This is a genomic window from Pseudomonas sp. TMW 2.1634, from assembly GCF_001703595.1.
GTDB classification, from domain to species: Bacteria; Pseudomonadota; Gammaproteobacteria; order Pseudomonadales; family Pseudomonadaceae; genus Aquipseudomonas; species Aquipseudomonas fragi.
Map to the genome: position 1 here is coordinate 5004569 of NZ_CP016849.1, position 19322 is coordinate 5023890.

Annotated in this window: 12 protein-coding genes; 8 read left to right on the forward strand and 4 right to left on the reverse strand. The window is 58.0% G+C overall.

From position 1 onward, the window contains the following. Nucleotides 1–130: 130 nt before the first annotated feature. The gene (locus BFC21_RS23815) at nucleotides 131–1750 is read right to left on the reverse strand and encodes an FMN-binding glutamate synthase family protein (RefSeq protein ID WP_095004971.1); all 1620 of its coding nucleotides are present in this window, start codon (nucleotides 1748–1750) and stop codon (nucleotides 131–133) included. 306 nt (nucleotides 1751–2056) lie between these two features. On the opposite strand from BFC21_RS23815, the gene BFC21_RS23820 reads away from it, so the two are divergent. From BFC21_RS23820 to BFC21_RS23835, 4 genes are all read left to right on the forward strand, one after another. Beyond that, entirely contained in the window at nucleotides 2057–2494 is a 438-nt protein-coding gene (locus tag BFC21_RS23820; protein ID WP_088379584.1) for an NUDIX domain-containing protein, read from the forward strand. Then, the gene (locus BFC21_RS23825) at nucleotides 2494–3132 is read left to right on the forward strand and encodes a LysE family translocator (RefSeq protein ID WP_095004970.1); all 639 of its coding nucleotides are present in this window, start codon (nucleotides 2494–2496) and stop codon (nucleotides 3130–3132) included. The genes BFC21_RS23820 and BFC21_RS23825 overlap by 1 nt, the downstream gene beginning before the upstream one ends. Nucleotides 3133–3144: 12 nt before the next feature. Further along, nucleotides 3145–3657, forward strand: a complete 513-nt coding sequence (locus BFC21_RS23830; RefSeq protein ID WP_088379102.1) for a GNAT family N-acetyltransferase — start codon at nucleotides 3145–3147, stop codon at nucleotides 3655–3657. A gap of 362 nt (nucleotides 3658–4019) precedes the next feature. Next, nucleotides 4020–5182, forward strand: a protein-coding gene (locus tag BFC21_RS23835; RefSeq protein ID WP_087148787.1) for an IS3 family transposase whose coding sequence is annotated in 2 segments (ribosomal slippage) — nucleotides 4020–4275 and nucleotides 4275–5182 — 1164 coding nt in all. Because the reading frame shifts where the segments join, the coding sequence is not laid out codon by codon here. A gap of 280 nt (nucleotides 5183–5462) precedes the next feature. Here BFC21_RS23835 and metR read toward each other — a convergent pair. Beyond that, nucleotides 5463–6380, reverse strand: coding sequence for a transcriptional regulator MetR (gene metR / locus BFC21_RS23840; RefSeq protein WP_088379103.1), 918 nt, complete (start codon nucleotides 6378–6380; stop codon nucleotides 5463–5465). Nucleotides 6381–6487: 107 nt separating this feature from the next. Here metR and metE point away from each other — a divergent pair, with 107 nt between their 5' ends. From metE to BFC21_RS23855, 4 genes are all read left to right on the forward strand, one after another. Beyond that, nucleotides 6488–8797: a 5-methyltetrahydropteroyltriglutamate--homocysteine S-methyltransferase gene (metE, locus tag BFC21_RS23845; protein WP_088379104.1), complete on the forward strand. Its 2310-nt coding sequence runs from the start codon at nucleotides 6488–6490 to the stop codon at nucleotides 8795–8797. A gap of 309 nt (nucleotides 8798–9106) precedes the next feature. Next, nucleotides 9107–11947: a Tc toxin subunit A gene (locus BFC21_RS23850; protein WP_120266577.1), complete on the forward strand. Its 2841-nt coding sequence runs from the start codon at nucleotides 9107–9109 to the stop codon at nucleotides 11945–11947. 16 nt (nucleotides 11948–11963) lie between these two features. After that, nucleotides 11964–13130 carry a neuraminidase-like domain-containing protein gene (locus tag BFC21_RS27645; RefSeq protein WP_256557601.1) on the forward strand — a complete coding sequence of 389 codons (1167 nt, stop codon included), beginning with the start codon at nucleotides 11964–11966 and terminating at the stop codon, nucleotides 13128–13130. A 20-nt stretch (nucleotides 13131–13150) separates the two neighbouring features. Then, nucleotides 13151–15973, forward strand: a complete 2823-nt coding sequence (locus BFC21_RS23855) for a hypothetical protein (RefSeq protein ID WP_256557602.1) — start codon at nucleotides 13151–13153, stop codon at nucleotides 15971–15973. Between the two features lie 136 nt (nucleotides 15974–16109). On the opposite strand, the gene BFC21_RS23860 is transcribed toward BFC21_RS23855, so the two are convergent. Both BFC21_RS23860 and BFC21_RS23865 read right to left on the reverse strand, forming a co-directional pair. Further along, nucleotides 16110–17501, reverse strand: a complete 1392-nt coding sequence (locus tag BFC21_RS23860; RefSeq protein WP_088379105.1) for a sigma-54 dependent transcriptional regulator — start codon at nucleotides 17499–17501, stop codon at nucleotides 16110–16112. Then, nucleotides 17498–19258 carry a HAMP domain-containing sensor histidine kinase gene (locus BFC21_RS23865; protein ID WP_088379106.1) on the reverse strand — a complete coding sequence of 587 codons (1761 nt, stop codon included), beginning with the start codon at nucleotides 19256–19258 and terminating at the stop codon, nucleotides 17498–17500. Before BFC21_RS23865 ends, BFC21_RS23860 begins: the two co-directional genes overlap by 4 nt. Between the last annotated feature and the right edge of the window lie 64 nt (nucleotides 19259–19322).

Genomic DNA, 19322 nt, shown 5'->3' on the forward strand with positions numbered 1-19322 from the left:
AAGTTTAAATATTGAATGGTGTTGAGGGGGGAGGCATCAAATATTTGATACGGAAAAATAGTTATGTAATACCGGCGGTTTTAATGAACCGGGTGGTGTTTCGCCACCCGGAACTTATCAGTGAGAGAGGTCAGGCCACCGCGATTTCGTTGGCTTCGAAACTGTCCGCCCGGGCCATTTGCCACATACGTGAATAGAACTCGCCATTCACCTCGCCGGTCAGCAGTTCACCTGGCTTGAGGAACACATGCAACTGCGAGAACAGTTTGATTTCGGTGGCCGACATGCGTCGCACCAGGTGCTTGGCCTTGAGCTGCGCCGGGTGCTCCAGGCCTGCCGCCGCGAGCATTTCGGCCAGGGCCTTGAGGGTGTTGCGGTGAAACTGGAACACTCGCTGGGCCTTGTCCGGCACCACCAGTGCACGCTGGCGCAAGGTGTCCTGGGTGGCCACGCCGGTGGGGCATTTGTTGGTATGGCAACTCTGCGACTGGATGCAGCCAATGGCGAACATAAAGCCGCGGGCCGAGTTGGCCCAGTCCGCACCGATGGCCAGTACGCTGGCAATATCGAAGGCACTGACAATCTTGCCGCTGGCGCCGAGTTTGATCTTGTCCCGCAGGTTCAGGCCCACCAAGGTGTTGTGTACGAACAGCAGACCTTCGCGCAGCGGTGCGCCGATATGGTCGGTGAACTCCACGGGCGCGGCGCCGGTGCCGCCTTCCTTGCCATCAATGACGATAAAGTCCGGCAGGATGCCCGTCTCCAGCATGGCCTTGGCAATGCCCATGAACTCCCACGGATGGCCCAGGCAAAACTTGAAGCCTACAGGCTTGCCGCCCGACAACTCACGCAACTGCGCGATAAATTGCATCAGCTCGATGGGTGTCGAAAACGCGCTGTGACGCGAAGGCGAAATGCAGTCTTCGCCCATCGGTACACCGCGGGTTTCGGCGATCTCCTGGGTGACCTTGTGCTTGGGCAAGATGCCACCGTGGCCCGGTTTGGCACCCTGGCTCATCTTGATTTCGATCATGCGCACTTGCGGGGTGCGGGCCTGGGCGGCAAAACGCTCAGGGTCGAAACGCCCGTCAGAGGTGCGGCAGCCGAAATAGCCACTGCCCAGTTCCCAGGTCAGGTCACCGCCATGCTCACGGTGATAGGAACTGATACTGCCTTCACCCGTGTCGTGGGCAAAATTACCGAGCTTGGCGCCCTGGTTGAGGGCGCGGATCGCGTTGGCGCTCAATGAACCAAAGCTCATGGCCGAAATATTGAAAATCGACGCCGAGTACGGCTGGCTGCATTGCGGGCCACCGACCACCACGCGAAAGCTGGCGGGGTCGGTCAAGGGGGCTGGGCGCATGGAGTGGCCGATAAATTCGAAACCCGGCTGGTACACGTCCACCAGGGTGCCAAAAGGCTTGTCGGCGCTTTCATTTTTGGCGCGGGAGTACACCAGCGAGCGTTGCGCCCGTGAGAAGGGCAGTGCGTCGCTGTCAGACTCCAGCAGGTACTGGCGAATTTCCGGGCGGACGGCCTCCACCAGATAGCGAATATTGCCCAGGATCGGGTAATTGCGGCGTACCGCATGGGGGCTTTGCAGCAGGTCGAAAATCCCCAGCAGGCTCAAGGCCAAGGTAATGGCGGTAAAGGGCCATAACCACTCGTGGTGCATAAAGGGCAGGCTGGCGAGAGTGAAGATGACGCAGAATGCAAAAAACGCATAACGGCTTAGCAGTGACAGGCTCATACGGTTTCCTGTTTCAGGCGGGTCTGTTCCGTCAGGTGGCGATGCCTGACGTGGTCACGAACAGAAAAAGGACATTGGCACCCTCTCTTCAGGTCGGAGGTTTGCAGGGGGAGTGTTGGTCATCTATCACGCAAATGCCAACTCCCTGTCAGATTATTCATTGAACGGGATTTCATCTGTGGCGGCATCCCGACCAAAGTCGGGCACTTCATACAGAAGGCTCGGGTAAAAGTGACATCTGTATATTTTCAGGGGCGTCGCGTCGTGCAATCCTTTCAGGCCTTCCTGTTCTGTTGGCCGACATCCGTGACTTCTTTTGAACCTGTAACCTGCAACATCATCCGTATTGCCGCTGCCGTATTGATCGGCCCTGATGGCCGAACCCTGCTGGTGCGCAAGCGCGGCACCCAGGCCTTTATGCAACCCGGCGGCAAGATCGATGCCGGTGAGCAGCCGGTCGATGCGCTGGCCCGTGAGCTGGAAGAGGAGCTGGCGCTGGTGATCGACCCCGCCAGCGCCACCTGGCTGGGCCATTTCGCCGCGCCGGCGGTCAATGAGCCAGGTTTTGAAGTGCAGGCCGAGCTGTTTCTGGTACATATCAGTCAGCCAGTAGTGGCCGCGGCAGAAATTGAAGAAGTGCAGTGGATCGACCCTCAAGGCGATGGCGGCCTGGTTCTGGCGCCCTTGACCCGGGATCTGGTCCTGCCGTTCTATCGCCAAACCTTGCAAACCCGGACGGCCTGATGATTCCAGCCCATGATCTGCTGATTTTTGCTGCGGCCTGCCTGCTGCTGGTGCTGACGCCGGGGCCGAACATGATTTATCTGATTTCGCGTTCGATCTGTCAGGGCCGCAGGGCCGGGGTCACGTCGTTGATCGGTGTGGTTACGGGTTTTTTCGTGCACATGTTTGCCGCTGCTGCGGGGCTGACGGCTGTATTTATGGCTGTACCTATGGCCTATGAGGCGCTCAAGTGGGCCGGCGCCCTGTACCTGTTGTGGATGGCCTGGCAAGCGGTGCGTCCGGGTGCCCGGTCGCCGTTTCAGGCTCAGGAACTGGCGCCCGATTCCACCTCGAAATTGATGATGATGGGTTTTATGACCAGCGTGCTGAACCCCAAGGTAGCGGTGTTCTATCTGTCGGTCTTCCCGCAATTCATCACCCCGGAACACGGTTCGATGTTCACACAGAGTATTGTGTTGGGCCTGACCCAAATCAGCGTCAGCTTCACGGTCAACCTGCTGATCGCCCTGTTCGCCTCCGGTATCGCCGTGTGGTTTGTGCGCAACCCGCTATGGCTGGCCGTGCAGCGTTATGTGATGGGCGCAGTGCTGGCTGCACTGGCCGTGAGGCTGATGCTGGAACAACGTAAAATCGTATGACCTGGACCCGTAATGGCTATAGAACTGCTTGACCCCTCACACGCCAAGGCATATCGCCACCTGATGCTTGAGGCTTATGCGCTGCACCCTGAAGCTTTTGTGTCGACTATTGCCCGACGCGAGCAATTACCCCTGAGCTGGTGGGAAGCCAAACTGGATGATGAGCTCAGCGCCCTGTTTGGTGCTTTTGTCGATTCGCAACTGGTGGGCATGGTCGGATTGGCCTTCGAACCCTGGGAGGATGCCCGGCACAAGGCCACGTTGTTTGGCCTGTATGTGACCGGTGCTTTTCGTGGCCAGGGGCTGGGCGAGGACCTGGTGCAGGCGGTGCTGTCACTGGCTGAGCAAGAGCCTGAAATCAAGGTGATCGAACTGACCGTCAGTGCCGGCAGCGATGCGGCGCTGGCGTTGTACCAGCGTTGCGGGTTTGAGCAGTCGGGCCTGGAAGACAGTGCGATCCGCGTGGGGGAGGTGTATTACGACCGGGTGCATATGCGTCGGTTGGTTAATGTAGAAGAGAACTGACCGAGTCTTTTGGTGGGAGCGGGCTTGGCAGAGGATTGAGTGGGCGCCCCTTAATCGGTGGGAGCGGGCTTGCCCGCGATGGCCAGACCTGGACGTACCTGTTGCTCCGCGGCGCTCTTATCGCGAGCAAGCCCGCTCCCACAGGGGGTTGGGCTTGGTAGAGCATTGAGTGGGCGCCCCTTAATCGGTGGGAGCGGGCTTGCCCGCGATGGCCAGACCTGGGCGTACCTGTTGCTCCGCGGCGCTCTTATCGCGAGCAAGCCCGCTCCCACAGGGGGTTGGGCTTGGTAGAGCATTGTGTAGTGGTCTAATGAAACCGGACACTCATTTAGGCGAGAATGCTCGCCATATCGAGGTGTCAGATGACCAAGCAACGTCGTGTCTTTTCCGCTGAATTCAAACGCGAGGCTGCTGACCTCGTACTCAAACAAAATTACAGCTGCATCGAAGCCAGTCGTTCACTCGGCATTGGCGAGTCGGCCCTGCGCCGTTGGGTCAGTCAGCTTCTGCAGGAACGCACAGGCGTCACCCCGCAGAGCAAGGCGCTCACCCCAGAGCAGCAAAAGATCCAGGAACTGGAAGCCCGAATCGCCCGTCTTGAACGAGAGAAATCGATATTAAAAAAGGCTACCGCGCTCTTGATGTCGGAAGATCTCGAGCGTTCGCACTGATCCATCAGCTAAGCGCCCATGAACCTGTTGACTGCTTGTGCGAGGTGTTCGAAATCACCCGTTCGACTTACTACGCCCATCACCTCAGGCGGCGTTCTCCGGGCGTTGAGAGAATTCGATTACGCAGTCGAGTCAACGAACTGTTCACCCAGAGCCGAAACGCTGCTGGCAGCCGAAGTATCGTGTCGATGATGCAGGATGATGGCGAGCAGATCGGGCGTTTCAAGGTGCGAGGCTTGATGCGGGAACTGGGGTTGATCAGCAAGCAGCCTGGCTCGCATGCCTACAAAAAAGCAACGGTCGAGCGGCCTGACATTCCAAATACACTGAATCGTAAATTCGATGTTCCCGAGCCAAACAAGGTTTGGTGCGGTGACATCACCTACATCTGGGCGCAAGGGAAATGGCACTACCTGGCCGTGGTTATGGATCTCTATGCTCGCCGGATAGTGGGCTGGGCGTTATCAGGAAACCCGGATGCTGACTTGGTCACCAAAGCACTGGATATGGCCTATGAGCAACGCGGGAAGCCTCAAGGGCTGCTGTTTCATTCGGATCAGGGATCGCAATATGGAAGTCGCCACTTCCGTCAGCGTCTGTGGCGGTACCGCATCAGCCAGAGCATGAGTCGCCGGGGCAATTGCTACGACAACTCGCCGATGGAGCGAGTATTTCGCAGCTTGAAAACCGAGTGGATACCTTCAGTGGGTTATATGTCGGTTCAGCAGGCACAACGAGACATCAGTCATTATTTGATGCATCGCTACAACTGGATACGGCCTCATCAATTTAATGGCGGGCTAACGCCGGCTCAGGCCGAGAAAAAACTTAACGTCGTGTCCGGGATTAGTTGACCACTACAGACGTACCTGTTGCTCCGCGGCGCTCTTATCGCGAGCAAGCCCGCTCCCACAGGGGGTTGGGCTTGGCAGAGAATTGAGTGGGCGCCCCTTAATCGGTGGGAGCGGGCTTGCCCGCGATGGCCAGACTTGGACGTACCTGTTGCTCCGCGGCGCTCTTATCGCGAGCAAGCCCGCTCCCACAGGGGGGTGGGCTTGGTAGAGCATTGAGTGGGCGCCCCTTAATCGGTGGGAGCGGGCTTGCCCGCGATGCAGGGGCTTCGGTCTGGTCTGGTTAACGCACCGCGCTCACGCCATCCAGCGTCGAGAACGACGTGTCCTTGGCAGTCAGCAAGAAGTCGCGCATGTAAGGGGCATCCAGCATGTCGGCGCGGATCGCGGCGTACAGCGTCGCAAACAGGCCTTTCTCACCCAGGCGCTTGGCTTTCACATAACCGCGCGAGCTGTATTCATGCAGCGCCCAGTGCGGCATCCCGCACACACCACGGCCGCTGGCCACAAGCTGCATCATCATCACCGTCAGCTCCGAGGTACGAACCTGGGCCGGTTCCACATCGGCCGGTTCCAGGAAGCGGGTAAAGATATCCAGCCGATCACGCTCCACCGGGTAGGTGATCAGGATTTCAGTGCTCAGATCGTCAGGCACGATAAACGGTTTACTGGCCAACGGATGCTGATTGGCCACTGCCAACATAGCTTCGTAGGTAAACAGCGGCACATAGGTCAGCCCGGCGATTTCCTGCGGGTCGGACGTCACCACCAGGTCCAGATCCCCCCGGGCCAGAGCCGGCAACGGGGCGAAGGCGAAGCCGGACGCCAGATCCAGTTCCACCTCGGGCCAGGCATCACGGAACTGGTCAATAGTCGGCATCAACCACTGGAAGCAACTGTGGCATTCAATCGCCATGTGCAAACGCCCGGCCGTACCGCCCACCAAGCGGGCGATATCGCGCTCGGCGCCGCGCAACAACGGCAGCATGGCATCGGCCAGTTGCAGCAGGCGCAAGCCGCCGCTGGTGAAGCGTACCGGTTTGGTCTTGCGCACAAACAGGGGCATGCCCATGCGCTCTTCAAGCTCTTTGAACTGGTGGGACAACGCGGACTGGGTCAGGTGCAGGCGCTCGGCGGCTTCTACCAGGCTGTCTGATTCGCGCAACGCGTGCAGGGTTTTGAGGTGACGAATTTCCAGCACAGTGGCTCCATGAGTAACTTTGATGATCAACACGAAAACGTTGAGTTTGTCTCATGTTGCTATGGCTGTCGATAATTGCGTCATTACTTACACGAAGGAATGTCGTTATGGCCCTGGCACACAATCTTGGTTTCCCCCGCATCGGCGCAGACCGCGAGCTGAAAAAAGCCCTCGAAGCCTACTGGAAAGGTGATATCGACCAGGCTGCGTTGAAAGACGTTGGCCGCCAATTGCGTGCCACGCACTGGCAACTGCAAAAAGACGCCGGCATCGACTTGCTGCCGGTTGGGGACTTCGCCTGGTACGACCAGGTGCTGACCCACTCGTTGACCTTCGGCGTGATCCCCCCGCGTTTTGCCGCCACCCTCGATGAGCAGCGCCGCCCGACCCTGGACACCCTGTTCGGCATGGCCCGCGGCGCCAGCCACAGCTGCTGTGGTGAACACGGCAAAGGCCAGCACGCCCAGGAGCTGACCAAGTGGTTCGATACCAACTACCACTACCTGGTACCTGAATTCAGCCTCGACCAGCGCTTTGAACTGAGCTGGCACGAGCTGTTCGAAGAAACCGCCGAAGCCCTGGCCCTGGGCCACAAGGTCAAGCCCGTGATCATCGGCCCGCTCACCTACCTGTGGCTGGGCAAGGCCAAGGGCAATGCATTCGACAAGCTTGAGTTGCTGGAAAACCTGCTGCCGGTGTACGCGGACATCCTCTCCCGTCTGGCGGAGCAGGGCGTGGAATGGGTACAGCTGGATGAGCCGATCCTGTCGCTTGACCTGCCTCAGGAATGGAAAAACGCCTTCGAGCGTGCGTATCACATCCTTCAGTACTCGCCACTGAAGAAACTGGTTGCCACTTACTTCAGCGGCCTGGAAGACAACCTCGGCCTGGCCGTGGGCCTGCCGGTCGATGGCCTGCATGTAGACCTGGTGCGGGCTCCCGACCAGCTGCATGCCATTCTCGATCGTCTGCCGACTTACAAAGTGCTGTCCCTGGGCCTGGTCAATGGTCGCAACGTGTGGCGCTGCGACCTGGAAAACGCCCTGGCGCAACTGCAGGAAGCCGAAGAGCGGTTTGGCGACAACCTGTGGGTGGCGGGCTCTTGTTCGCTGTTGCACAGCCCGGTGGATCTGGATCGCGAAACCAAACTGGATGCCGAGCTGATTAGCTGGCTGGCCTTTGCCAAACAGAAGTGTGCGGAAATCGCCGTGTTGCGTGATGCCCTGAATATCCCGCAAGCCCCGAACGTGCAAGCGGCCCTGGCCCAAAGCCGCGCCGTACAGCAAAGCAGGGCCAACTCGCCGCGCATTCACAAGGCAGCCGTGCAGGCCCGCCTTGACGCCATCACCGAGGCCGACAGCCAGCGCCAGTCGCCGTTTGCCACGCGCATTGAATTGCAGCGTGCCCGTCTGAATTTGCCGGCTTTTCCGACTACTACCATCGGTTCATTCCCGCAGACCGCTTCGATTCGTCTGGCGCGTCAGTCGTACAAGCAAGGCAAATTGTCGACCAGCGAATACACCGACGCGATGCACAGCGAAATCCGCAATGCCGTACAGGTACAGGAGCGTCTGGGCCTGGATGTACTGGTACATGGCGAGGCCGAACGCAATGACATGGTCGAGTACTTCGCCGAGCAACTGGACGGCTACGTGTTCACCCAATACGGCTGGGTACAGAGCTACGGTTCGCGTTGCGTCAAACCGGCGATTATCTTCGGCGATCTGAGCCGCCCGCAGGCCATGACCGTGGAGTGGATCAAATACGCCCAGGGCCTGACCGACAAAGTAATGAAGGGCATGCTGACCGGCCCGGTGACCATGCTGATGTGGTCCTTCCCCCGCGAAGACGTGTCGCGCAAAGTGCAGGCGCAACAACTGGCGCTGGCCATCCGCGACGAAGTGGTGGACCTGGAACAAGCCGGCATCAAGATTGTGCAGATCGACGAAGCGGCGTTCCGCGAAGGCTTGCCGCTGCGCCGTGCCCAGTGGCAGGAATACCTGGACTGGGCGGTAGAGGCCTTCCGCCTGTGCGCATCAGGTGTAAGTGACGAAACCCAGATCCACACCCACATGTGCTACAGCGAATTCAACGACGTGATCAAGTCGATTGCCGAAATGGACGCCGACGTCATCACCATCGAAACTTCCCGCTCGGACATGGAACTGCTGGAGGCCTTTGAAGCGTTCGACTACCCCAATGACATCGGCCCGGGTGTGTATGACATCCACTCACCGCGGGTGCCGGACACGGCTGAAATGGTCAAGTTGCTGAGCAAGGCTGCCCGGCGCATTCCGGCCGAACGCTTGTGGGTCAACCCCGACTGCGGCCTTAAAACCCGCGCCTGGGCCGAGACGGAAGCAGCGCTGGTCAACATGGTGGCGGCGGCACGGCAGTTACGCACGCAAGCAGCCTGAACGGCGATTTAAGTTAACCCTCTACAAGCTGCACGCTGCAGGTATTGACCTGCGGCTTGCAGCTTTTTTTTCGTGCCCTTCCTCCTTTTTTCATTGCCATAAATGCCTACTAGTTCGCCGGTGTTTTCTGACAAGCGGACTTCATCTCTGTCAGTTATGACAGTAGGCAACCTCCCTTTCCAAGCGCGTAATTGACCTCAACAGAGTCAGTCCCTGGCTCAAAAAATCCGATGATCTGTCCACTTCCGTGGCGGATGGCCGGATTGGTTCCTGGTACAGCGAATCAGCAATTAGCTTGAGGTTATGGTCATGGCAAACAACAAATCTACCGATACAACTGATAGCCCCCCAGACGCGGGCGACCCAAGTAACGTCTCCAAACCGCCCGAGGAGGAACTGCCGCCAGAGGTCATCGTGATCGGCGATGAACCACCTGTCGACGACAAGCCTCCCGTGGGCGATGAGCCGCCTGAAGACCAGGAAAATGAAAGCGACATCGCTGCGCGCGAGGCCTTGATCAAACTGCGTGAACAGCTTGCAAGTTTCGGTTTCAGCTCCGTGTTCGAGGTCGTCCGAGATGGCCCCTCAGGGTTTAAAGCTCGGATACAAGGGCTGACCGGAAAGACAATGACTGAGGAAGAGGCAAACACATTCTTTAATCAGGCAGAGGCTCGTGCCGCGGGCCTGTCCCGGCTCTATACGCAACTGTGCGCGCGCAGCGATCCTGCCGTGTGCTCGGTAGCAAAACTTGAAGCCCCCGTGGATGACACCCTCCCGGTAGCACGCTCCCTGGGCAGTGGCGGCAGTTATGAGCAGTGGTTCAAGAGAACCAGCCCCGACGGCTTTTCCCATCCGGATTCGGCGGGCTCCTTGTTTTCCCCGGCCAGTTATCTGACCGATCTGTATCGCGCTGCCAACCCGCTGCACCCGTCTTCTAACGGCTTGCAACTTAACCAGCGACGCCCGGATCTTGGCGCGTTGGTGTTGAGTGATGCCAACCTGAATGAAGAAATCAGCACATTGGAATTGACCCTGGAAGTGCTGAAAACCGGCTTGACGGGGAACGCCGAAGACCTGCTGCGTGAGGCGGTATACCCGATGAACTTGCCCTACAACCATGTAAGTGAGCAAATTCTTCAAGGGATGGAAGCTCGCAAAAGCAGCCCTGCCGAACTCTGGTCGGTGCTGGGTGATTTCGAGGGGCAGGCGCTTAAGCAGGACACTAACCTGAACAGCTGGGCGACCAGGATGCCAGCTGCTTATGCGCGGGACGCGCTAGGGATGTCGCCGCAATTGTTCAATATTTTGACTGAACCTGAAAATACCTCCAATGAGAGCATTTGCCGATATTTTGGCATCAGCGCGTTCACCTCATTGGAATATAGCAGCCACCTGCAAGCTGCGCTTCAGTTGCCCGTGCAAACAATTATTTCGATACTGGGAGGTGGACCCTTCTATGAACTGTCGTCACCGGCCATTGTTGCGGTCCAGAGTTACGGCGCCAGATACATCAATAGTTGGGACGACGGAACTGCAAACCCTGACAAGCCAATGTATGTGTATGTAGGGGCCGGGCTCGGTCAGCCAGTGCCAGCGCCAGTCAATAGCCCGAGCGATAGTGCTTTTCACAACCGTAGCAAGAGTGGGCTCGAGCGCCTTAACCGATTGGTGCGTTTGCAACATCATGTGAAGCTGTTGTCATTTGAAGAGTTGGACTGGCTTATTTGTCAAGCCAACAACGATATCACTGCGCATCCCCTGACGCAGGTTCTGCAAGCATTGGCCGTGTATCTGCCGTTGCGCCAGCGGCACAACATGACCGTGGACAATTTTGCTGCCTGCCTGGGCGTGCTCAATACTTTTCACGGGGCTGGCAAGGACTCGTTCTATACCTCCTTGTTTGGCGCCGATGACCTGATCGGCCAGACCAATGTCGACTTCCAGCAAACCACGCAAAACCAGGGATCACTGCGAATACGTGCACAGCTGTGCCAAGGTTTGAAGATTGACGATGGCACACTGATCGTACTGGCGCAGTTCCTGCCAGGCATGAACGCCAACAGGGTCCTGGCGATGTTGGGGCTGGAGCAGATTTCGGCGTTGTACCGGATGGTGGCCATCCCTCGCCTGTTCGGCTTGAGTGTGGCCGAGGCCCTGCATTTCTGGGATTTGTTCGCCGCACCCGATGCGATTGTCCGCGCGCTGGCCGAGCCGCGGCCAAACCAGATCGCCCTGGGTGTGTTGATCCGCACCGGTTATCTGGTGGACTGGATGCGCACAGCCGAGCTGGAACCGGGGCAACTGGTCGCCCTGACCAGCCGTCGCTACCCGGTGCAGGGTACGCCTGAACTCAAAGTGTTTATCGAAAATATCTACAGCACCCTGACCGGCCGCGCGCCAGTGGATGCGGCGCGCCAGGCCGGCGAGATCGCCGTACTGCGGGCACTTATGGCGCGCCATATCGGTGCCGAGTTCAACCTCAAGGCCAATATCGCCGCTGCTGCCCTGCTCTGGGTCGATGCGGTTGCCAAGGACATGGCCCCGACGCTTGAGGGGTATGACCTGATGAGCTTCTGGGCAGATATTGAACGTATCTGCCAAGGGGAGACGACACTGGACGGCCAGCCCCGGGCCGTCCAGTACGCCTACCTGATGCGCCAATTCGCTCAGGTGTGCCACTGGGCACAGTTGGGCGAGCAGGATCTGGGCGTGTTGCTGCCCATGAACTCTGCCATTCCTTCTGCGCTGACGGGCGAACAAAAATCCCCTCCCTTGACCCTGGCGTTGCTGCTGTTGCTGTCGCGCTATGGCAAGTGGTTGCGCACGCAGGTCGCAGACACCGCCGAAGCCCGCAGTTATCTGCAGCGCGCCGCGGCCCTGGACTCGACGCTGACCCTGGACGTCGCTGCGCAACAGATCAGCGATCTGCATGGCTGGGATGTGGCGCAAACCCTTGTGTTGATGAAGGGCAGCGTACCACGCAGCTTTGCGGCGCTATTGCCCTTGCTGCAAAAAATGCAACTAGGCCAGCGCCTTGGCCTGTCCCCGAGCGATTTGTCCTGGGTCGGCAAACTCACTGAATCCGCCACTGTTGATCAGGCCACGCTCACCTTGATCGCCGCCAAAGTCATGGCCGCCGCACACGGCTAACCCGAGAGAAACTGCTATGAACAAGAAATTACTGGCCGGTCTTAACGAATCCCAACGTGATGCTTTGGTGCCTTATTACCTTCATCATGTGATCCCCGGGCGCGGCCTGGGCGCTCTGGCGAGCAAAATCAAGACTGCCGAGGACTTATACGAATACCTGTTGCTCGACCCCAAGGTGTCTGGCCAGATCAAGACCAGCCGCATTGCTGAAGCCGTGGCCAGTACCCAACTGTATTTGCACCGTTGCCGCGAGCAACTGGAGCCCGATACGGTTCAGTCAGCGATGGAGAACGCTTCACGGGAAAACGGTTATTTCAGTCGCTGGAATGCCTATAACAAGCGTTATTCAACATGGGCCGGTTTGCAGCGGTTGTTGTACTACCCGGCCAGTTATATCGATCCCGAGCTGCGCTACAGTAAAACCCAGTTGTTCGAAGAACTTGAGACTGCCATCAATCAAGGCCGGATCACCGAGGAACGAGCCGAGCAAGCGTTCAGCCAATATGTCAGCGGCCTGCGCAAAGTGCTGGATATCCGCTATGACGCGGGCTATCAAGTTGAGCCTGCCGGTGAGCGGGGCGTAGCTTATTTCCTGGGCAGTATTCCTAGCACCCCCGGTGAATATTATTGGCGGCGTGTTGATAAAACCGATTACGGCGACAATTCAAGGGTTCGAAATCCGGCCTCGTGGAGCCAATGGCTGAAGATTGATGCGCCGCTGCAACCGATGCAAGGCACCGTGCCGGCGATTGTGTACTTTGCCAATCGCTTGCATGTTTTGTGCATCCATGAATATCCCAGTGATGCCATTAACGTCGGCTCCGAGGTTGGGACTCTGGCTCAGGCGAAAAATATACGGGAGCTGCAGATCGCTACACTTAGGCCCAATGGTCAGTGGAATATCCGGAATTGGCCAGTTGGAATTAATGTGGACGGGGTTTTTGCGGCCGAACTGCGCAATGACCTACAAGACCCTGCCCCCAAACTAGGTGTTTTCACTCGGACATCAAAGGGCATCAATGTAATTCGTTTCAGCAAAATCTTGCAAGCACTAGATTCACCTGAAGATATAATCATTTCGGGTGTTGCCTATAATAACAGAAATTTTCCTGATTATTATGATATCCCTGTATTGCAACCGTTGGTTTGGCAACCTCCGGTACCCCCGGTGTATATATTCTGACGAGTACGTTTTCCCTAGAATTGAGTGCTGGTGATTCTTTTGTCAAACTTAAAAATTTTCGTTTTATCAATAACAGTGGAAAAATTACTGTTCAGGTGCTGGCGGCTCAAAGTGGAAGTTTTTATCCGCCCGTTGAGATTGGCTTTTACATATTTGGCGTTGTGATTTATCGCTGCTATGTCAATGCAACATCAAGCGATAACGACTATATAATTAACCTTCCTTATTTGTTCGCTGAGTTAGTGATAAATACTCAATTCAGTATACGTTATATGTTAGGCGCATTTTCAGAAGATATTCCTCTGATAAGGAGCCTTCCTGGCACTCCTGCAAGAGTTACCAGTTTCGACCCTTCCCGTCACTTGTGGATACCTACTTCTTATAACAGTGTCGGCCGCACCCAGATGCTCTTTACGAAACCGGCAAATGTGAGTGAATACACACTCACCACGCTCGCCGGCCCATTCCTTGAGCAAAAAATGCTCGAAGGTGTGGATGCGCTGCTTTCATGGGATGTGCAGCAGGAGAAAGTCGATCCCACTGGCTACGCAGGGGGGACGGCGGATCTCAGGGTCAGTTTTCTGGGCGGGGTGGGTCTTTATACTTGGGAGCTGTTCTTCCATGCGCCGTTTCTGATAGCCAACCGCCTATTGGCCGAACAGCGCTTCGACGAGGCCGATCTCTGGTTCAAGCGTATTTTCGACCCGGCGGGTTATCGAAACGCTGACGGTGTATTGCAAAAAGTTAGCAATAAGACGCGCTATTGGAATGTAGAGCCGTTGCAAAACGACGTGGCCTGGGGCTCGTCATCCCCGATCGATACCGATGACCCAGACGCGATCGCTACAGCCGACCCGATGAATTACAAATTGGCGGTGTTCCTGCGCGGACTGGAGCTGTTGGCAGCACGCGGTGACCAGCTGTATCGCCAGCAAACCCGTGACAGCCTGAGCGAGACCAAAATGTGGTACGTGCAGGCCCTGCAATTGCTCGGTCCGCGTCCGGAGTTGCCGTTGGCGCAGGCATGGAACGCACCGACACTGCAGGCAGCAAGCACTACGTCCAATGTGCAACTGCTTGATCTGGAAGGCGTGGCCGAAGAGCAACTGGCTGTCCTTGCCCCCGCTTCCCCCCGGCAGATAGCCATTACCAACGGGCCATTTCGTCCACCGGTCGATACTGCGGTGCTGGCCTACTGGGATCGTTTTGAAGGGCGGCTCTACAACTTGCGGCGTCATCTGTCCATTGATGGTCAACCGTTGGCGCTGGAGTTATTCGAGGCCCCTGCGGACCCCAAAGCGCTGCAACTGGCACGTCAGGCCGGAGATGGCGCAGGTGGCCTGCAGGCAGGCGGTACACAGGCCCTGTGGCCGCAACGCTTTATGGTGTTGCTCGAGCGCGCGCGTAATGCGGTGCAGCAGGTGATCCAGTTTGGCTCCAATTTGCAGGGTGTACTTGAGCGCCGCGACGCCGATGCCTTGAGCGTGCTTCAACAAACCCAGCAGGGCGGCTTGCTGGCCTTGATGGGCGAAGCCCATTCAGCCAATCTGGCCTCGCTGCAACACACCCTGAGCGGGTTGCAAAACACCCAAGCCACGACACTGGCGCGTCAGCAACATTATGATGCGCTGTACCTGGAAAATATTTCCGTGCAAGAGCAGCTGGCAATGGATTTGCGCAGTCAGGCGGCATTCCTCGAGGACTCTGCGGGCGTCTTGCGGGTAGTCGCCGGGGGGCTGAATCTGCTGCCCAATGTGGCCGGGATGGCCTTCGGATGGGGCGAAATGGGTGGCCTTGTTGATGCCTACAGCGATGTGTTGCGTGTAAAGGCAGGCATGAATCAGGGCCAGGCGACCAAGATAGATGCATCCGAGATGTACCGTCGCCGGCGGCAGGAATGGGACTTGCAGCGCGACCAGGCGCGGCGTGAAGGTGAAGTCATCAGCACTCAGATCGACTCGCTCAACGAGCAGATCACCATGGCTGATAAACAGCGCCAGCAAACCGAAATGGAACAAGCCTGCAACGATGCGGTGCTTGAAGTAATGACCACCCGCTTCACTGGTCAGGCACTGTTCAACTGGCAGGCCGGGCGTATGTCCACGCTGTATTACCAGCTTTACGACACGGTGTCCTCGCTGTGCTCACAGGCCCAAACAAGTTATGGCTGGGAAACCGGTGACAACCGTCAATACCTGCGCCCCGGCAACTGGAGCGACCTGTATCAAGGCTTGCTGGCAGGCGAGAGCCTGTTACTTAGCCTGCAACAGATGGAAGCGGCCTACCTGAGTTGGGATCAGCGTGCGCTGCAAGTGCGCAAAACGGCTTCGCTGCGCACCCTGGAACCCACGTTGATCGACACCATCAAACAATTGCTGACGTCTGATAGTGTGGCCAGCATGGCCGCTGAAGAAACCGCACAGTCTGTGGTGGTTGAACGGGACAGCAACAATAACCTGGTGCTGACCTTCAAGCTTGAAGACCTGAACATTCAGGCCGACTATCCCGTGAGCCTCAACCTGGGCAATAGCCGATTGATCAAGAGCATCAGTGTATCCCTGCCAGCGCTGCTGGGCCCTTATGAAAACGTGCAGGCGCTGTTGCGTTACAACAGCAGCAAAGAGTTGGCAAAAGGCTGCAAGGCGGTGGCGTTGTCCCATGGACTGGATGACAGCGGGCAGTTCCAGCTGGACTTCAACGATGGGCAGTACCTGCCGTTTGAAGGCTTGCCGATAGAGACCGGCACGTTTTCTCTGATATTTCCAAATGCTCACAGTAGCCAGAATGCGATGTTGCTCAGTTTGAACGACATTATTCTGCACATTAATTACACGATTCGTTAACCGCAAATACAGGAGGGCAAGGGGTGTAAACGCTGTTCATGTGGGAGCGGGCTTGCTCGCGATGGGAACGCCGCGGTTCAACCAGATAACCGCGGCGAGCTTTTCGCCAGCAGGCTCGCTCCCACTCTTTTTGGGTTTAGCGCACGATTTTATCCACATGGATATCGAGCTTTTTCAGGCGATACCAGAAGCTGCGTTCTGAAATCCCGATCAGTTGCGCTGCCGCCGCCTGTACGCCATTGGCTTGTTGCAGGGCGCTTAAAATGTAGGCTTTTTCGACTTCGGCCAGGGCTGCTTCCAGATCGGGGGGAACGCCCGGCCCCGGGGCGAGCAGGGCACTGCCCTGGCCAGGCTGGGTACTGAACAGGTAAGGCGGCAGATCGCTGTCCTGGATGGTGCTGCTGGTGGCTACGATAATGGCGCGTTCGACGCAGTTTTGCAGTTCGCGAATATTGCCCGGCCAGTGGTATTGGGCCATCGCCCGCAAGGCGCTGGGGCTGAAGCCGCTGATGCGCTTGCCCGCAGTCGCCCCCAGGTTGTGGGCAAAGTGCCGCGCCAGCGGGGTGATGTCTTCGACCCGCTCGCGCAAGGCGGGCAGAGGGATGGGGAATACGTTCAGGCGGTAGTACAAGTCTTCGCGAAACTCTTTGTTGGCCACCGCCTGCAGCAGGTTTTTGTTGGTGGCCGCGATCACCCGCACATCCACCTTGCGCTCACGCGGGTCGCCCACGGGTTCGATCACCCGCTCTTGCAGCGCCCGCAGGATCTTGGCCTGCAACGCCAAGGGCATGTCGCCGACCTCATCGAGAAACAGCGTACCCTTGTCGGCCTGCATAAAGCGCCCGACGCGGTCCGCTACGGCGCCGGTAAACGCGCCTTTGCGATGGCCGAACATCTCGCTTTCCAGCAGCCCTTCAGGAATGGCCGCACAGTTGACCGCGACAAAAGGCTTGTCGGCGCGGCTGCCGTGTTTGTGGATGGCGCGGGCGACCATCTCTTTGCCGGTGCCGCTTTCGCCGGTCAGCAGGATGGTGGCATTGCTCTCGCGCACCGAGTCGATGGCCTGCAGCACCCGACGAAAGCTGGCGCTGTCGCCCACCAGGCTGTCGATATGCTGATGCTCGTCCAGTTCGGCGCGCATGCGCGCGTTGTCGCACAGGATGTCGCGAAACTGCAGGGCCTTGCTGACGGTGATATCCAGTTCGTCGATATCAAAGGGTTTGGATATGTAGTCGTAGGCACCGTTACGCATGGACTGCACGGCGTTTTTGACCGTGCTGTAGGCTGTCATTACGATCACTGGCACATGGGGGTAACGCAGCTTGACCTCGGCCAGCAGCTGCGGGCCATCCATGCCAGGCATGCGCCAGTCGCTGATCACCAGGTCGATAGCTTCCTGCTCCAGAATGGCCAGTGCCTGTAAACCGTTGCCTGCGGTGAAAACCTCGATCTCGTTCTGGCTCAGTGCCGAACTGAGCAGGTCGCAGAGTTTCGGCTCGTCGTCGACCACCAGCACGTTATGACTCATGTCAGATCCTCTCCGTGGGCCGGGATATACAGGTTGAAGGTAGCGCCGGCGCCTTTTTCGCTGATGCATTCGATACGGCCATCGTGGCTGTCCATGATGGAAAAGACCTTGGCCAGCCCCAAGCCTGTGCCTGAGGCTTTGGTGGTTACAAAGGGCGTGAAAATACGTTCAAGCATATCGGCTGCGATCCCTTCTCCAGTGTCGGCAATACCAATGATCGTGTAGTCATCTTCGCGGTTGATGCGTACGGTCAGGTGCCCGCCGTCGGGCATGGCGTCGATGGCGTTCAGGATCAGGTTCAGGCACGCCTGTTTCAACTGGCCGGCATCGGCATACAGGGTGGCGCCGGGTGCCTGATCGTCGATATGGGCCTCGATGCTGTGGCTTTCCAGCTCCGGTTTGCAGAAGCCCAGGATGTCTTCCACCAGAGGCCGTGCGGCCTGTTGCGCACGCACCGGGGCGCTGGGTTTGGCGAAGTCGAGAAACTCGGTAATCAGGTCGTTGATACGGGTGACTTCGCTGACCACATATTCCAGATGGCGTTTGTCGGTTTCGCCCAGGTCGGCACGACGGTGCAGCAGTTGGGTCGCGGTTTTGATAATGCCCAGCGGATTGCGGATTTCATGGGCCAGGCCCATAGCCACTTCGCCCAGGGCATGCAGGCGGTCGCGGCGGCGCAGTTGGGCTTCAAGATGATGCAGTTGGCCCAGACGCGCCGTCATGTGGTTGAAGGTGTTGCTCAGTTCGGCCAGTTCGTCGTTGCCCGACACCGCCACGCGCTGGTTGTAGTCCCCGGCAATCACCGCGCGCACGCCTTCGGACAGGCCGCGCAATGGCCGGGTAAGGCGCTCGGAGACCAGCCAGCCAACCGTCAGGGACAGCACCGAGCCGAGCAGGAAGATCAGCGCGAACAGGTTGGTCTGGTTGACCAGCCCCACCAGGCTGGTATGGCGTAGCAAACCGCTGTAGATCACGCCTTGCAGCTCGCCGGTGTCGTTGAGAATCGGCCAGTACAAGCCGCTGTAGCGGCTGGTGAACTGCTCGCTGGGCTGGCGCGTGGTGCGCAGGATTTGCTCGATGGCATGGGGCACCAAGGGCTGGCGGTCCTCGAAGCGCTGGCTGGAGAATATTTCGGCAAAGCCCTTGGCGTTGGACAGGTACAGGCGCAAGTCGAGGGAATGCACGTCAGCCACGCTGGTCAGGAAGCTGCTGTCCATGTAGGTGGCGACCAGCAGTTGATAGTCCTCGCCATCCTGGCGGGTGGCAAAGGTTGATACCACGGTGCCGGTAGGTACGCCGTCCACATCGATGGTTTGCAGTACGGCGTTGGGTGCAAGGCTGATCTGCCCGACAATATTGTCGCTGACGGTGCTGTACACCACCTTGTGGTCGCTGTCGCGAATCAGTGCCACTACGTCGATGCCCATGGCGTCGGCAATATCTGTGCTCAGCCGGTCATGGCGCACGGCTTTGCTTGAGGATGGCGGGTGGGTGTATCGCAGAAACAACTTGGCGGCACGGGCGTTATCGGCAAGGATCTCGCTGATCTCGTCCTTGACGATTTTGGTCGACTCCTGCAGCCAGACCCGCACGTTGCTGTCGAAAATCTGCGACAGGGTGGTCGCCGCCAGTTCGGCGGCGATCATGGTCGGGATCACGCTGACCAGCCAGAACGCCAGCACCAGTTTGCGCTGTACGGTCCAGCGCGACACTTTGAAGGGGTGGGGCTGGCGTGATGGGTCTGGGGTATTGGGCATCAATGATCTCTGGGTGCAGCCGCAAGGACGGATCAACAGTGTGTATTGATCCGCAGGTGCCCGT

Coding starts and splice junctions, on each gene's coding strand:
- BFC21_RS23850 (WP_120266577.1), top strand. CDS start 9,107: ATGGCAAACAACAAATCTACCGATACAACTGATAGCCCCCCAGACGCG.
- BFC21_RS23865 (WP_088379106.1), bottom strand. CDS start 19,258: ATGCCCAATACCCCAGACCCATCACGCCAGCCCCACCCCTTCAAAGTG.
- BFC21_RS23830 (WP_088379102.1), top strand. CDS start 3,145: ATGGCTATAGAACTGCTTGACCCCTCACACGCCAAGGCATATCGCCAC.
- BFC21_RS23815 (WP_095004971.1), bottom strand. CDS start 1,750: ATGAGCCTGTCACTGCTAAGCCGTTATGCGTTTTTTGCATTCTGCGTC.
- BFC21_RS23860 (WP_088379105.1), bottom strand. CDS start 17,501: ATGAGTCATAACGTGCTGGTGGTCGACGACGAGCCGAAACTCTGCGAC.
- BFC21_RS27645 (WP_256557601.1), top strand. CDS start 11,964: ATGAACAAGAAATTACTGGCCGGTCTTAACGAATCCCAACGTGATGCT.
- BFC21_RS23825 (WP_095004970.1), top strand. CDS start 2,494: ATGATTCCAGCCCATGATCTGCTGATTTTTGCTGCGGCCTGCCTGCTG.
- metE (WP_088379104.1), top strand. CDS start 6,488: ATGGCCCTGGCACACAATCTTGGTTTCCCCCGCATCGGCGCAGACCGC.